12 protein-coding genes and 1 pseudogene are annotated in these 15,325 nt (G+C 42.7%); 5 read left to right on the forward strand and 8 right to left on the reverse strand.

Features of this window, described 5'->3' with window-relative positions; translation table 11 throughout:
• Positions 1-46: 46 nt before the first annotated feature.
• On the reverse strand, positions 47-661 hold the full coding sequence (locus ACSC9N_RS15020; RefSeq protein ID WP_010325834.1) for a LysE family translocator: 615 nt from the start codon (positions 659-661) through the stop codon (positions 47-49).
• Between the two features lie 150 nt (positions 662-811).
• Between ACSC9N_RS15020 and ACSC9N_RS15025 the strand changes: the two genes are divergently transcribed.
• Positions 812-1,264, forward strand: a complete 453-nt coding sequence (locus ACSC9N_RS15025) for an Lrp/AsnC family transcriptional regulator (protein ID WP_010325833.1) — start codon at positions 812-814, stop codon at positions 1,262-1,264.
• A 282-nt stretch (positions 1,265-1,546) separates the two neighbouring features.
• Positions 1,547-2,683, forward strand: a complete 1,137-nt coding sequence (locus tag ACSC9N_RS15030) for a DUF389 domain-containing protein (RefSeq protein ID WP_010325832.1) — start codon at positions 1,547-1,549, stop codon at positions 2,681-2,683.
• Between the two features lie 6 nt (positions 2,684-2,689).
• On the opposite strand, the gene ACSC9N_RS15035 is transcribed toward ACSC9N_RS15030, so the two are convergent.
• Positions 2,690-4,342 carry an acyl-CoA dehydrogenase family protein gene (locus ACSC9N_RS15035; RefSeq protein ID WP_010325831.1) on the reverse strand — a complete coding sequence of 551 codons (1,653 nt, stop codon included), beginning with the start codon at positions 4,340-4,342 and terminating at the stop codon, positions 2,690-2,692.
• Positions 4,343-4,420: 78 nt separating this feature from the next.
• On the opposite strand from ACSC9N_RS15035, the gene ACSC9N_RS15040 reads away from it, so the two are divergent.
• Positions 4,421-5,038 (forward strand): TetR/AcrR family transcriptional regulator, encoded by a 618-nt coding sequence (locus ACSC9N_RS15040; RefSeq protein ID WP_029574933.1) that lies wholly within the window; start codon positions 4,421-4,423, stop codon positions 5,036-5,038.
• Positions 5,039-5,170: 132 nt separating this feature from the next.
• On the opposite strand, the gene ACSC9N_RS15045 is transcribed toward ACSC9N_RS15040, so the two are convergent.
• The 5 genes and pseudogenes from ACSC9N_RS15045 to ACSC9N_RS15065 all read right to left on the reverse strand — a co-directional run bounded on the left by ACSC9N_RS15045 (position 5,171) and on the right by ACSC9N_RS15065 (position 11,984).
• Positions 5,171-6,505 (reverse strand): ISNCY family transposase, encoded by a 1,335-nt coding sequence (locus ACSC9N_RS15045; RefSeq protein ID WP_439036082.1) that lies wholly within the window; start codon positions 6,503-6,505, stop codon positions 5,171-5,173.
• Between the two features lie 140 nt (positions 6,506-6,645).
• On the reverse strand, positions 6,646-7,155 hold the full coding sequence (locus tag ACSC9N_RS15050) for a hypothetical protein (protein ID WP_010325829.1): 510 nt from the start codon (positions 7,153-7,155) through the stop codon (positions 6,646-6,648).
• A 138-nt stretch (positions 7,156-7,293) separates the two neighbouring features.
• Positions 7,294-9,486: pseudogene (gene katG / locus ACSC9N_RS15055) on the reverse strand (catalase/peroxidase HPI).
• 433 nt (positions 9,487-9,919) lie between these two features.
• Complete coding sequence (locus ACSC9N_RS15060; RefSeq protein ID WP_010325827.1) at positions 9,920-10,975, reverse strand: MBL fold metallo-hydrolase; 1,056 nt, start codon at positions 10,973-10,975, stop codon at positions 9,920-9,922.
• 70 nt (positions 10,976-11,045) lie between these two features.
• Positions 11,046-11,984, reverse strand: coding sequence for a cation diffusion facilitator family transporter (locus tag ACSC9N_RS15065; protein ID WP_010325826.1), 939 nt, complete (start codon positions 11,982-11,984; stop codon positions 11,046-11,048).
• 318 nt (positions 11,985-12,302) lie between these two features.
• Here ACSC9N_RS15065 and hcaR point away from each other — a divergent pair, with 318 nt between their 5' ends.
• Entirely contained in the window at positions 12,303-13,202 is a 900-nt protein-coding gene (hcaR, locus tag ACSC9N_RS15070) for a DNA-binding transcriptional regulator HcaR (RefSeq protein WP_010325825.1), read from the forward strand.
• A 306-nt stretch (positions 13,203-13,508) separates the two neighbouring features.
• Complete coding sequence (locus ACSC9N_RS15075) at positions 13,509-14,186, forward strand: DUF1345 domain-containing protein (protein WP_010325824.1); 678 nt, start codon at positions 13,509-13,511, stop codon at positions 14,184-14,186.
• A 259-nt stretch (positions 14,187-14,445) separates the two neighbouring features.
• Here ACSC9N_RS15075 and ACSC9N_RS15080 read toward each other — a convergent pair whose 3' ends face one another.
• Positions 14,446-15,114 (reverse strand): HAD-IA family hydrolase, encoded by a 669-nt coding sequence (locus ACSC9N_RS15080; protein WP_010325823.1) that lies wholly within the window; start codon positions 15,112-15,114, stop codon positions 14,446-14,448.
• Positions 15,115-15,325 lie beyond the last annotated feature (211 nt).

Genomic DNA, 15,325 nt, shown 5'->3' on the forward strand with positions numbered 1-15,325 from the left:
ATGCTTTATTTTGCACTGCCTTTGATCCATATGCTTAAAATATCGCTTAGATATCAAACTGTTCTAACAATAAAATCATCGCCATCAACATCATCAATGCCCCTGACACTCGACTGACCACCCTAGCAGCCTGTGGGCGTGTGCCCAAAACTTTTTGCGCACTAAATCCAACCAAGAAATAAACAGCCGCGCAACTCATGAGATGAATTCCCGCCAATAAAACAATTTGAGAGGTGGGCGACAAAGCCGCTTGCGGGTCGATAAAGGGCGGCAATAAAGCCAAAAATAACAACAGGACTTTCGGATTTAAGCCACTTAAATAAACCCCTCGAATGTACCATAACTTTGAAGATGCAATAGCAATCTGATCGCTGCTAATCGTTGCAGGGCGCATCGACAGGCTCAGCCCCATCCACAGCAAATAAACAGCCCCAACACCCGTGAGTACTTGAAGCAATACGGGCTGACTGGTCACCAATGTGCCCACACCCGCAGCAACAATCAGTGCCGCCATCAAATGCCCTGTTAATAAACCGGTTACCGCAGGCAAGACTCTTTTTCCCTGTATCCCCGACGAAATGGCATAGGCCCAATCTATACCTGGGGTCATCACAAACAGGATCGAAACACCCCAAAAAGCAATCATAATATTCAGTGACATCCTTTTCCTCTCTTATCCATCACCGTTTTGAGGTTTGACCCAATCAAAACATGATCTGTATCAAATAATTTTGAAAGGATATCCTTTAGGCTCTAAAATGTGCTTTCAAATATTTGTGCAATAACACCTAAAAAGGGGAGATTCTTCCACATGGATAAAATTGATAAGAAGATTCTTGCTGAACTACAAGCCGATGGTCGTTTATCTGTTACGGAGTTGGCGCATAAGGTAGGGCTTAGCCTCTCTCCTTGTCACCGTAGAGTCAAAGCCTTAGAAGATGCAGGTATTATCAAAGGCTATCGCGCACAGTTAGATATTTCACAACTCGGCTTGAATTTCTCCACCATTGTTTTTGTGACGCTCAAAAATGGCGATAAAGATTCGGTGCAAAGTCTTGAAGAAGCGATTCTTAAGGTTCCTCAAATTGTGAAAGCGCAGCGACTTTTTGGTGACCCCGACTACTTGCTGCATGTCGTGACCTATGACTTGGAAAGTTATCAAAAACTCTATGATGAGCACTTGTCAGCACTGCCAAATGTGCAACGTCTCATCTCTACCATGGTGATGAAAAATATTATTTCCAATCGTAGCGTCTTGTTCTAACAAGACTATGCTCTAGGGTCAGCTAAACATCTGCAATTGATCTGTCTTTTTCTGAATGGCCTCGCGATTTCAATAAAATCTTTCCTGCTCGGTGCTAAAAAGTCCTTGTTAATGAATGATGTTCAGCAAAATCGAGAAGCCTCGCTTCAATAAAAAGAAAGTGGCTAGAACATATTCTAAATTGAAGCGTGAATCATATTATTTCTCACCATTTTTTTGTTTGCTTCCCTTGATAAAAGCGCTAGATTAAATCTTAATCACATACAAAATAAGAGCATCACCATGCCACTCGAAAAAGACAAAGATGCAACCATTGTGGTCAAAGATATACCTGACCAAGAAAAGTATGAGTTTCTAAAAGAAAAAATTCGTTATAAGCAGGCCTTGCGCGAAAACTCCAAAAAAATTGACCACCAAAAAGTCCGATTAAACATCCAAGCGGATGCACTGCCAAGCAAAACCTTTTTTATTATGAATGCCTTGGCTGCTGTCATAGCAGGCTATGGACTACTGTCCAACTCGGCTGCGGTAGTGATTGGCGCGATGTTGGTTGCCATGATGCTGGGGCCAATTTCAGGTATTGCCTTGGCTTTAATTGATAACCGATGGCTGCTGTTTAAAACCGCGTTGTCCACTTTGTTACTTGGCGTTGCCATGATTTATAGCATTGGGATCATTTTAGGGCTGGTGAACTATGACCTGCCCATGACCAATGAAATTTTATCGCGCACGCAGCCAACCATTTTAGATTTGATGATTGCTTTAGCAGGCGGTGCCGCAGGTGCTTTTGCCTCAGTATCCCCTCGCCTATCTGTGGCCGTAGTGGGCGTCGCCGTTGCGACGGCCTTAGTTCCGCCCTTGGTGGCCAGCGGGATTTTATTTGCGCATATGGAATGGAAAAACTCAGCCAATGCATTTTTACTGGCAGTGACCAACATCTTCGCCATTCAGATTAGCTCATCTTTAGTCCTTTGGATTGCAGGCTTTAGACGGGGTTCCACCGAAGAAGTACAGAGTAATGTCAAAGAATTTCTCAAACGTAATGCTGTTAGCCTAATGTTCTTGGCACTTTTAGGGATTTATCTCTCACTCAACTTTTATGCGCTGCTCAATACACGGCTGTACGAAAGCAGTACCGAGGCGACCATTAGCACTGAGCTGAACCATGCCAATAATATTATTGATACCATCCAATACGATAAAAGAGATGATTTCACTTTAGTCCGTGTCTCTATCCGTGGAGATATTCCGCCTAGCCCTGCGCAAATTGCAGCACTCAATCAAAAGCTATTGCCAGACTTGAACGATAACCCAAGCATTGTTCAAGTCCGCTTTATTCCGATTGATATTATTCAGGCTGAAGACAGCCCCAACATCAAACTCGAACAAGATGAAGCACAAAAGCTTTCCGTACAATAAAGAGCTTTAAGCTACAAATGCTCTATGCAGTAGTCGTTCTACGTCGGGTTGTTTCATCTCAAGCATCCCGACAACCCGACCATGAAATGGACTATAACGGCTTTGAATAAAGCCATCAGCCACATAGTCTGGTGCATGCCGTTTCAGCAGGACTGCTTGTGCCAAAATCACTAAACGGCTGACCAAACTGCGCCCCATAAATTGTAGTTCTTCAGGTGTCTGTTGGAACAACTGAAATAGATTTTGCAGCTCTTGTTTCAACTGTTCATCTTGCATAGCCGTGGTAGCCAAATCTTGAAACAGGATTTCAATCGACTCTACATCACGGCTGATAGCACGCAGCACATCCAAACACATGACATTGCCTGAGCCTTCCCAAATGGTATTGACTGGCGCTTCTTTAAAAATACGCGCCATGATGCCGTTGTCGACATAGCCATTGCCGCCAAAAACCTCCATCATTTCCCCTGTCAGCTCAACCGCACGTTTGCATATCCAGAACTTCGACGCTGGGGTCATAATACGTTTCCACGCCACAGACAGCGCATCATCCGTTTCATAGCAGTGTGCCAAGTGGAAACTGAGTTGCATTGCCGCTTCCGTTTCTAAGACTAAATCTGCCAGTACGGCGCGCATCAGTGGTTGTTCAACCAGAAGCTTACCAAAGGCTTTACGCTGACGGGTATAGGCAATGCATTGCACCAAGGCTTGTCTGAGCATGGCAGTACTGCCCACTGAGCAGGTTAAACGGGTGTAATTCGCCATTTCTATAATGGTGGGAATACCGCGCCCAGCGTCCCCAATCATAATGCCCCACGCCTCTTTAAATTCGACTTCCGAGCTAGAGTTACTTCGGTTGCCGACTTTTTCTTTTAAGCGTTGCACATGAATTGGATTCTTGGTGCCATCCTCCAGCCAGCGCGGTACAAAGAAACAGGCCAAACCATCTTGTTCCGTCTTTGCCACCACCAAATGCGCATCACACATCGGTGCAGAGAAAAACCATTTATGCCCTGTGAGCAAATAGCCTTGACCGCGTCCCGACTCAGCGACTGGTACAGCAATGGTTTCATTGGCACGGACATCTGAACCACCTTGCTTTTCAGTCATGCCCATGCCTAGCCAAATCGATTTTTTCTGGCTAATCGGTATATCACGTTCATCGTATTCTGTCGAAAGTAACTTATCGCCGATTTTAGCCCACAGTTCAGGTTCGCGTTGAATCAGTGGAATACTGCCTAAGGTCATCGAATTTGGGCACAAATTCCCACACTCCACCTGCCCTGCCAAATAAAAACGCGCTGCCCATTCGACCCATTTTGAGGGTGAATTGGGCTGATTAAACGGATGTGCGTGGGTATCGAACTGACGATTTAATCCCATCCATTTATGCCATGCGGGATGAAACTCGATAGAGTCTTTACGGCGTCCACGGGCATCAAAGGCATGTAATATGGGCGTATGCCTATTGGCGAGCTCGGCATAATCATAATATTCCGCTGAACCAACGGCTTTTCCCATCTCTGTGAGTCTTGCCTGATCCTGACTGCCATAACGAGTGAGAATTTCTTGTAAAACGGTATCGGTTTCAAACAGGTTATAATTTTCCAGTTCATCGAACTGATTACTGATTTGATGGGTCATCCATGCGGTATTCATGTCACTTTGCTCTTGTTATGCTGTACTTTTCATTTCAGTATAGAGAAAAATTGAGTCTGCCATGTTCAGCTTTGTGCTATGAAGAATCCTGAGATCCAAGTCCGCCGTAGGCCACGCCAATCCAGAGCTAAACTCACCCAAGAGGCTTTGCAAGAAAGTTTTGTTCGGCTTTTGCATGAGCGCCATGCGCACGAAATTACCATTCGGGAAATTACCGATGTGGCGGGAGTCGGTTTAGGTACCTTTTATGAGTACTTTTCAAAGAAGGAAGATTTGGTTGCATTGACCATTCATCAGCATGTGAAAACTAATGCGGAGCAGCTAAAAAGTTATGCACAAAGCCTGATGGAGTTATCCACAAAATTAACTTTTGAGTGCTATTTACAGCAGATTATTCACTTTCAGCTTGAGCAGATTCAGGCCCGACAGTTTCTTTGGGCGCAGACTTTTTTGCTTGAACGACAGGTTTCAAACATTGAAAGTTACCGTAAAAGTTATGCCATGATGGTGCAAATGTGGCACAGCATTCTTAAGCCTTATATTGATGATGAAGTACAACTTCAGCAAATGAGTTTAAATGTGCAACGGGTGTGTTATGGCTTTGTGTCGCAGACTTTACTGGTCGAGCCTGAGTTTGGGGAGTGGCATCAACTTGAAAAGGATATCCATCAAGGTCTGGTGAAACTTAATTTTTAATAAAAATAGGCTTTTTATTCATTTTCGCACTTACATTTAAATGATAAACATTTGATATATAAAACAATACTAAGCAGTTGTTATTCACCAATTAAAATGTCTATGTGATAAACCATTTAAAATGTCCTGTTTTTAACCACAAGAGTCAAGCACAGGATTTAACTTTCTTTGTTCAATAACAGCTTTCTGAGCTTTACGACTCGGCATACTTTTCTTGAGACGGGAACGTTTATTCTGTTTCTCCAACTCTTCATGTTGTTGCTGGATATGCGCCAGAACTGAGCCTAATCTTTTATTCTCAACCACTTCATTCTGCTGTAGTCCAGCCAGTTTATTGAAGACGCTATAGTTGATCTTCCGTCCTTCATGCATGAGGGCCACAGTGCCATCCGGGTACTCCAGAAATGAAATGTATTGCCCAACAAGCTTATGATTCAGCTCTGTCGGTTCAAGCAAATAAATACACTTGTCATAGGTGATGGTTAGGTTCTTCGTGACCTTACGCGGTTCCTGCCAAGTGAATATATCCTCCAGCTCAGCATCAGATTCCGTTAAAGATCGATGTAAATTCTTCGAGTTTCTCGCACACTTGGCAAACTTCTGATTGAAGTGCTCAATGAAGCAGGGTAGCCATGCATTGGCTTCGGCAATTGAACTGATGCCTTCCAGACGCATCTCCTTGATCAAACGGTCTTGAAGGGTTCTATTCGCGCGTTCTACGCGACCTTTAGCCTGTGGTGAGTTGGCAAAGATAATATCAATATTTAACTCGTTCAGAATCCGCCCAAATTGCGTGATCTGGCTGTCTTTCCTGGATTTCTGATTAACTCTGAATACCGAATGTTTGTCGCTATAAAAGGCCAGAGGTTTGCCGTATTGTTCAATGTAGGCTCGGGTTGAAAGCATATAGTCGAAGGTGGTTTCCGTCTCACAGAAGCGTAGATGCAACAGCTTTCCAGTGGCATCATCGATATACACCAATAAACAGCACTTAGCAGCGCGTCCTTCGAACCAGTCATGATATGAGCCATCAATCTGGATCAGCTCACCGAAGCAATCCCGGTTATAACGTGGCTGATATGGACGTTTAAGGCGCTTGGATCGCGGAATCCAGAGGTCATTGGCCATCATCCAGCGCCGAACCGTTTCTACCGGGATATTCAGGTCAAATATGCTGCTGAGCTTCTCATGCGCCAAGGTAGGTCCAAAGCCCAGCAGATGTTCAGAAATAATGGAAAGACATTTTGATTTTAATAACTCATCATGGCGATGATGGCCAGGTTGACCACGACTGGCATGTGCCAGACCTGAAACACCGTCTTGATTGAGTTTCTGCAATAACCGGGTAATTTGACGAGTGGAAAGATTCAGGATTTCAGCAGCACGGACCTGGGTAATACGATGATCTCGAACGTCTTGCAGAACTGCAAGACGTTGAATTTCCTTGTCAGACATAGTGATCAACATCTCTAATTTATATCCAGTCCATGATGGTAAAAACCATCATAAACTAGACATTTTTATTGGTGAGAATATAGACACTTTAAATGGTTTCTAACAGCAGTTATTCCTATAAGCTATATTATGTTAAATTGAAGTTTTAGTAGCTAAAGATTTGGAAAGCGAATTTTTGTTTCAGCTTTTCTAATTTCATTACTGGTAAAAGAAATAGTTGTTCCTAGTGAATAAGCATAGATTCCTTGAATAGAATCATTAGATGATTCATATGAAATATAGAATCCGTTATCAACTCTATTCACCCATTCGAAATTCATTTTATATTTTTCAAATAGAAATTCGATAATTTTCTTTTTTAACTCTATATCATTTGTATCAATATCATAAGCGATGCAATGAAGCTTACCTTGCCATTCTTGAAGTGAAATAGATCCAACTGGGGTTGCGAATATATACCAGTTTGATTCTTTGATGAAATTCACGTTTGGAGTATGTTTTTCTAAATTGAATTTAGTCTGAATAGTTGAAAAATCTGAACCAATTTCAAATATAAACGGTTTTAGTACTTTATCTTGATTCAGTGTATTGGTCTCTGCATGTAATAAATTATTAGTAAAAAGTGAAATGAAAGCCATCAAGATCAAAAAAGCGTTTGACATAAGTAATTCTAAATTTAAATTTTCATAAAATGAATAGAATACATACTATACAAAACCAAACTTTTAAATTAAACAATATCAGCACCTTATAATCTATAAAAAACCGCTCTTTTGAGCGGTTTTTTATTTCAGTGATAACTACTTCACGTCAAAACGGTCTGCATTCATTACTTTCACCCAAGCCGCAACAAAGTCTTTTACAAACTTCTCTTTGTTGTCATCTTGCGCATACACTTCTGCATATGAACGTAAAATCGAGTTTGAACCAAACACTAAATCTACACGTGTCGCCGTCCATTTGGTTGCCCCTGTCGCACGGTCTACAATTTCATAACGGTTTTTACCCACGGGTTTCCAGTTATATTTCATATCCGTTAAGTTCACAAAGAAGTCATTGCTCAATACCCCCACGCGAGCCGTCAACACGCCTTCTGGTGTACCTCCATAGTTTGTGCCGAGTACACGCATACCACCGACTAGAACCGTCATTTCAGGTGCAGTCAAACCCAGTAATTGTGCACGGTCTAACAACATTTCTTCAGGCTGTACGCTGTAATCTTCTTTGACCCAGTTACGGAAACCATCATGCTTAGGGAGTAAATCTTCAAAAGAATACACATCTGTTTGCTCTTGAGTCGCATCACCTCGTCCTGCAAGGAATGGAACTTAGATATTCACACCCGCAGCATGCGCCGCTTTTTCAACGGCTGCCGTACCGCCCAATACAATCAAGTCCGCAATAGTGACTTTTTTCGCCAGACCCGCCTGAATTTCTTCAAGTTTCGCCAAAACTTTAGCTAAACGCTCAGGCTCATTGCCCACCCAGTCTTTTTGTGGTGCAAGACGAATACGCGCCCCATTGGCGCCACCACGGTAGTCGGAACCACGGAAAGTCCGAGCACTATCCCAAGCAGTATTAATCAATTCAACCGAAGTTAAACCGCTATTCAGCAACTTCGCTTTTAAGTCTTCAATTTCAGCTTCAGACAAAACATAATCGACCGATGGAATTGGGTCTTGCCAAATCAGATCATCATTCGGTACATCTGCACCTAAATAGCGGGATTTTGGTCCCATGTCACGGTGAGTGAGCTTATACCAAGCACGCGCAAACACTTCAGACAAGTAAGCTGGATCTGCATAAAAACGCTCTGAAATTTTGCGGTATTCAGGGTCCATTTTCAGCGCCATATCAGCATCAGTCATCATTGGGTTGCGGCGTACATTCGGGTTATGTGCATCAACAGGTTTATCTTCCTCTTTGATGTTAATCGGTTCCCATTGTTTCGCACCCGCAGGACTGGTGGTTTTTTCCCATTCATAAGTGAACAACAGATAGAAAAACTCGTTATCCCATTTGGTCGGGTGTGTGGTCCAAGCCCCTTCTAAACCACTGACCATGGTGTTCGCGCCATTGCCTGTACCTTCTGAGTTATGCCAACCGAGACCTTGGAATTCTACATCCGCGCTTTCGACATCTGCCCCTAATTTTTCGGCTTTACCATTTCCGTGCGCTTTACCTACGGTGTGACCACCCGCAGTGAGTGCTACGGTTTCTTCATCATCCATTCCCATACGGTCAAAAGTAACACGCATGTCTTGTGCAGTACGAAGTGGATCTTGGACGCCATCAACCCCTTCTGGATTGACGTAGATTAAACCCATTTGTACCGCAGCTAATGGATTTTCAAGCGATTTACGGTCTTGGTCATTGGCATAACGGTTTGCTGTTGGTGCCAGCCATTGACGCTCTTCCCCCCAATAAATGTCTTTTTCGGGTGCCCAAATATCTAGACGGCCTCCACCAAAACCAAAGGTTTTTAGACCTGCTTCTTCATAAGCCACGGTCCCTGCAAGAACGATTAAATCGCCCCATGAAATTTTGTTGCCATATTTACGTTTGATTGGCCAAAGCAGGCGACGGCCTTTATCGGTGTTGACGTTATCAGGCCAACTGTTGAGGGGTGCAAAACGTTGGTTCCCTGTGTTGGCGCCGCCACGTCCATCTTGTTTACGGTAAGAACCCGCCAAGTGCCATGCGGTACGCACAAACATCCCAATGTAACTGCCATAGTCAGATGGCCACCATTCTTGGCTGCTGTTGATGAGTTCACGAAGATCTTGTTTCACCGCTTCTAAATCCAATGATTTGAATGCAGCTGCATAGTCAAAATCAGGATCCATCGGGTTGGTTTTTTTATCGTGTTGCGACAGGATGTCGAGATTGAGCGCATTGGGCCACCAATCAGAATTATTGGTGCTGGCTAAACTCGTTTGTCCACCATCTTTCTGGTGAAATGGACAACCTGATGCTTGCATATTCTGTGTCATGTCGAGCTCCAAATTTGATCATCAAATTATGATTATCATGAACCGTTTAAAGTAATTATTACTGTTCTAACATAGCCCCTTTTGATGACAATCAAAAGCGAGTTTTACGAATAAAAACAATCGGATTCTTCTATGTAAATATTTAAGAAAAAAAGAATTTTAATTTTTCAACAAGATAAGATTCGATGAAAACACAGCAAAAAGAAAGGCTTTTTATGCGAGGTTGATGGGCATTTTCAATTGAGTTTATCGATTAAAACTTAGACAACCCTTACCAGCAATGAGCGCGGCTCAGCTTGAGCAAAATTAAACAATAAAAGAGGCATACTTTCGGTTTTTAGATTTTATTTGAAAGATATTTTGGTGATGTCCGTATGGTCTCGGTGATGACTGTTTTGCCAGCCATCACCTGATCTTATACTTAAAGCGTTCATTACACGCTTAAACGTCGACCTTCTCTTAAGCAGACAAATGGATTCATCAGCTTCGAGCTATTTTTCATCGCCACTTTCAAATCAATCTCAGGCTGTTCTCGGCTTTCATCGGTCAGCTGAAAAGTGCGATAGTGAATGGCCATCGAGCATTTGGCATGCAGGTCTTTATGCGCTTGAAAGGCATCTTGCGGATTCATATGCATATAGCGCATCAGCTCACGCGGTTCATACGCCCCGATGGGCAGTAATGCAATTCGCGGTGCGCCAAAACGCTGATGCAGCTCTTTAAAGTGCGGTGAATAACCCGTATCGCCCGCAAAATAAGCATAGTCAGCGCCACAGTGAATATTAAACCCACCCCATAACGCACGGTTTTGATCACGCAGCCCACGGCCAGAACCATGCTGTGCTGGGGTATAGACCAGTTTTAAATCATGCAGACGTGCCGACTGCCACCAGTCCATTTCCAACACTTGTAAGTGCTTGGGCAAATACCATGCATTGCCTAGCCCTGTGTAAATGGGCATGGCGAAACGCTCATACAACCAGTTCAGACTGGCAATATCCATATGGTCATAGTGGTTATGGCTCAAAAGCACTGCATGGATGGTCGGTAAATCTTCCAAGGCAATGCCAGCAGGCATAACACGGCGTGGACCTCGCCCTTGCTTCGGACTGACATGTTCCGCCCAAACAGGATCGGTCAATAAGTTATAGGGCCCAATTTGAAGTAATACCGTGGCATGCCCCACAAACCACACCTGCCAATCCTTTAAATCGGCATGGGGGCGATCTTGCGGTAGGCTCTTTTTATCGGCATGAAAGTGCGCATACTCTTGCGCCAAGTCCACATTCCATGTCGAAGATTTACGCTTAATCAACCATTTCAGCAAGTCGCCTCGACTACGGCCCTCAGGTCGACGAACCGAATTGACAAAGCGAGTCCCGTTATAATGGTCGGAGTGTAGGAACTGAAATTCGGGCTGCCGCCATGTATGGGACATGGTATTTTCAGTCGGAATTTGATAATGGAGTTCAGTTGATTTTGGCTTCATTTAACGTCGTTATCTTTATTGCAATACACCAGTAACAGGACCAGTTTTGAAAACTGACCTCTACCTTAACCTATTCCAAGCGTCCTTGCATTCGCTCTAACCACACTTTTTTTGATTGCGGCTTCACAAAGAGTGCCACAATCTCAGGATGATTTTGTTTAATTTTTGCTTCAATGCGATTGACACACGCTTCTATCTCATCGGTAGTCAGGTGATCTTCAAACTCCACGCTCAATGAGGCCAAAACCTGTTTGGCACCCATTTGTTCGGTCAGTAAGCCGTTGGCCGACAATACGTCTTCATCATCTTGGGCAATTTTTAAGATATTTTGCCGTACATGCAGGTCTGCGGTTTCCCCAAGCAGCAAACCTTTGGTTTCCCGTGCCAAAAGAAAAGCAGACACCGCCAGAACCAGCCCAATCAGAATGGACGCCACCCCATCCAGTGCAGGCATATTTAAACGATGTGCCAAATAAATACCCAGAAAGGCAATCAACAGACCAATTAATGCAGCAGAGTCTTCAAACAGAACTGTAAACGTGGTGGGGTCTTTACTGCGACGAAAGGCCTCAAAATAACCTTGCTGACCTTTCGCCTTACGAAACACTTTCAGAGCAACACACCATGAAATACCTTCACTTACAAATGCAAAGCCAAGTACAACATAATTGATGGTCGGGTTTAAAATGGGTTCAGGGTGCAAAATGTGCATGATCCCATTGTACATAGACACCAATGCCCCTAAGGCAAAGACCATAAGAGATACAATGAAGGCCCAAAAATATAGCTCTCGCCCGTAGCCAAAAGGATGGTTAAAGTTGGCAGGTTTATTCGACTTCTTCAGTCCATATAACAGTAAAATTTCGTTTAAGGTATCCACAACAGAGTGAATGGCTTCACTCAACATGGCAGAGCTGTTGGTCAAATAAGCCGCAATAAATTTTACCAGCGCAATGGCTAAATTCCCCAACAGCGCGGCATAGACCACCAGTTTATTTGAATCTGCCATATCGATTTTTAGCTCATATGTTCAATTAAATTATATTTATGTTTTTATCATATCCAATTTCAGCAAAACGCAATTGTATTTTTATGTAGTTCACCTCACCCGATTTTCAGGTAATTGGAATGAACTATTTTCAATATTTAATTAATACCTTTTAGCAATTATTAAAAAAGTGATTTCATATAGAAAAGTCTTAAGACTCAATCCAAGATCATTTATTTTCTAAATAATTGAATCATCTTCACGGCATCATTGTTTATCGATTATACTTTACCGCAGTCATGGTAAGACATTTTTTGGATTAGTCAGTGGGTTATTTATATGGAACTTAGACACCTTCGCTATTTCATTACTGTTGCTGAAGAACTGAACTTTAGTAAAGCAGCACTGAAACTTTATACCGCTCAACCTTCATTAAGTCAGCAAATCAAAGACCTTGAAGAAGATGTCGGCGTACAGTTACTGTATCGAACCAAGCGAAAAGTTGAACTCACGGAAGAAGGCGCTGTTTTCCTTGAACAAGCACGTCTCACCCTAGCTCAGGCAGACAAAGCGGTCGCTATGGCACGCCAAGTGTCGCAAGCCAAACAGCAGATGCTGCGCATTGGTTTTGTCCCTGTGGCGGAAATGAAAATCTTTCCTTATGTACTACCCAATTTACGAGTACAAAACCCAGAGTTAAAAATTGAGTTATTCAGTATGAACAATACTGAGCAACTACGTTTGCTGAAAAAAGGGGAGTTGGACATTAGCTTTACACGAAATAATGTCCATAGTGATGAAATCGAAAGCCAGTTTGTACTGCGTGAACCACTCATTTTCCTGTTGCCGAAAGACCATCCTTTGGCCAAATATGAGCGAATTCCGGTTAAAGCATTAAATGGCATTGATTTTATTATTCCCGCAGCCGAGCAGTCACAGACTTTACACCAGACGATTTTAGACTTTGCCAAAGCTCATAATGTCGAATTCAACATTGTGCAAAAAGCGGACAATATTCTGTTCAATATCAATGCGATTGGCTTGGGGCTCGGCTGTACAATTTTACCTGGTTATGTTGCGCCACTTAGCATGAACAACACGGTAATTCGTCCACTTGAGGTTGAGCTGCCGTATTTGGATCTGTATGTGAACTATCGTAAAAATAACAGCTCACTGGCAGTGACTAAATTTATAGAATTACTGACTCGGGTATTTTATTTGGATATTAACCGCGAATAAATCCGCAGTGAGTTCTAATTACTCATCTCATTCGGCGCGCCACTATTTTCTGAATAAAATAAATAGTTACGCGCCTTTCTCATAGACCAATCCTCTGCATGAAAAGCGTATTTTCATCCTTTTGTTTTTAAGCGATGTCGATGACATCGCGCTTTTTCATTTTGTATTCTTTTTAAGCTAGGATAGGCTAAGAAAAACAGGCTTTTGTCAAGTTCCCTACAACTGAAGTCCGAACACAGACTGGTACTGAAGTAGATCTTGCGACTTTAGCTGCACGAAAAAAATAAAACGAAGAAGGAGAAAATTATGCCGATACCCACTTTACAGCGTTTAAAAACAGCAATGAAATTTCGCCCCTTCTTTTTCATTAGTTTTTTGCTGACTGCTGTTTTTTATACGCTGCTGAATATATTTACCGACTGGTCTTGGTCGACCAATTTATTGATCAGTTGGAATATTGCCGTCTCAAGTTATTTAGTCAAAACCATGACCACCCTGTGGTCTGTTGACCATCGGCACATTCTGCAACATGCACAACAGCAAGATGCCAGTAAATGGATCATTCTACTGTTGGTGATCCTGACTTTGCTCATGTGCTTAATTGCGATTGTATTGGAATTGACTCATCTTCCGAATGACCCAACCATCAAATATGGGCACTTAGCGCTGTCCTTACTCACCATTATTAGCGCATGGTTCTTTATGCATACCGTATTTGCCATTCATTATGCACATGACTATTATCTGGCTCTCGCAGATCAACAAGATGCTGGCTTAGACTTTCCCAAAACGGCTCAACCAACCTATCCCGACTTTTTATATTTTAGTTATGTGATTGGCACTTCTGCGCAAACCGCGGATGTTTCCATTACCTCACGTTCGATGCGTATTCTTAATATTCTGCACATTATTTTAGCTTATGGTTTTAATACCTCTATTCTCGCCATTAGCATCAATGTCGCGGCGGGTTTTATCACGCTATAAATACCCTGTTTTTCATTTCTTGCTCATCTTCACAAATGACAACCATCGAATATAAAGGCGATGATTGAAGTTCTTTCTGCGACAACATCACAAAAAAAGCCCCATCAAAGAGCTTTTTCAAATTACAAATCCAAAAGTTAAATGAAACGTTCATTCGCCTTAAAACATACTAAAGACAAAAACTTTAAAGATGATCGCCCCAAAACAGGCAGGCTCACTCTGACCAGCGTCCACAGGCTATATATTTGGACTACTCAAGTTAAATCACTTGTTTAAGGTCAACATATTGTAATAAATGCTGCTGCAAGCTCGGCACATCATCCGCGATGGCTAAAGGTTGATATTGTCTGAGCGTTTCAGGTGTATGCACCCCATAACTCACCCCGATTCTCGGCATGGCAATAGTACGCGCCATCTCTAGATCATAACTGGTATCACCGACCATAATCGCGCGTTCAGCAGACACGCCCGTTTCAGCTAAAATCTCTTCCAACATCAAAGGATCCGGTTTAGATTTGGTCTCACTGGCTGCACGCGTTGCCACAAATAATGCTTGGCTCTGCGTTTGCGCCAATACTCGATCTAAGCCTTTACGGCTTTTACCTGTCGCAACCGCCAACTGTAAACCTGCTTCACGTAAGCCATTCAACATATCGGCTACGCCGTCGAACCAAACATCACCTTTCGAGTTCGCCACATAATGCTCGGCATAGCATTGCAAAATCTCAGTATGTAGCTCAGGCACTTGAGGAAATAATCGCTGCGCGACTTCTGGCAAACCTAAACCAATAATACTTTTTGCTGCATCAGCAGCTAAAGGTTGTGCAAATTGCTGCGCGGCAAACAGTAAACTCGCCACAATCTGCCCCACTGAATCAAATAATGTCCCATCCCAATCAAAGATAATCAGTTCTACAGGTTTATTCATGCTGGGGTTCCAATATTTACTTTTATAAAGACAATTTACACGATGCATTTGCTACACAATGGCGACAAGGATGCGCCGTTGAGCTGACTTGCATTTCACTTTAAATCAGTGCTTAAAGCGCGTTCAAGACGTTCCATCAGCTCAACAAAAGATTTTTGTTACTTTGCATCTTTAAAATTAAAGATGACCAATACAGCATCATTTTAAATTA

The organism is Acinetobacter sp. PC34 (genome assembly GCF_051789135.1).
In the GTDB taxonomy this organism is placed as follows: domain Bacteria; phylum Pseudomonadota; class Gammaproteobacteria; order Pseudomonadales; family Moraxellaceae; genus Acinetobacter; species Acinetobacter johnsonii.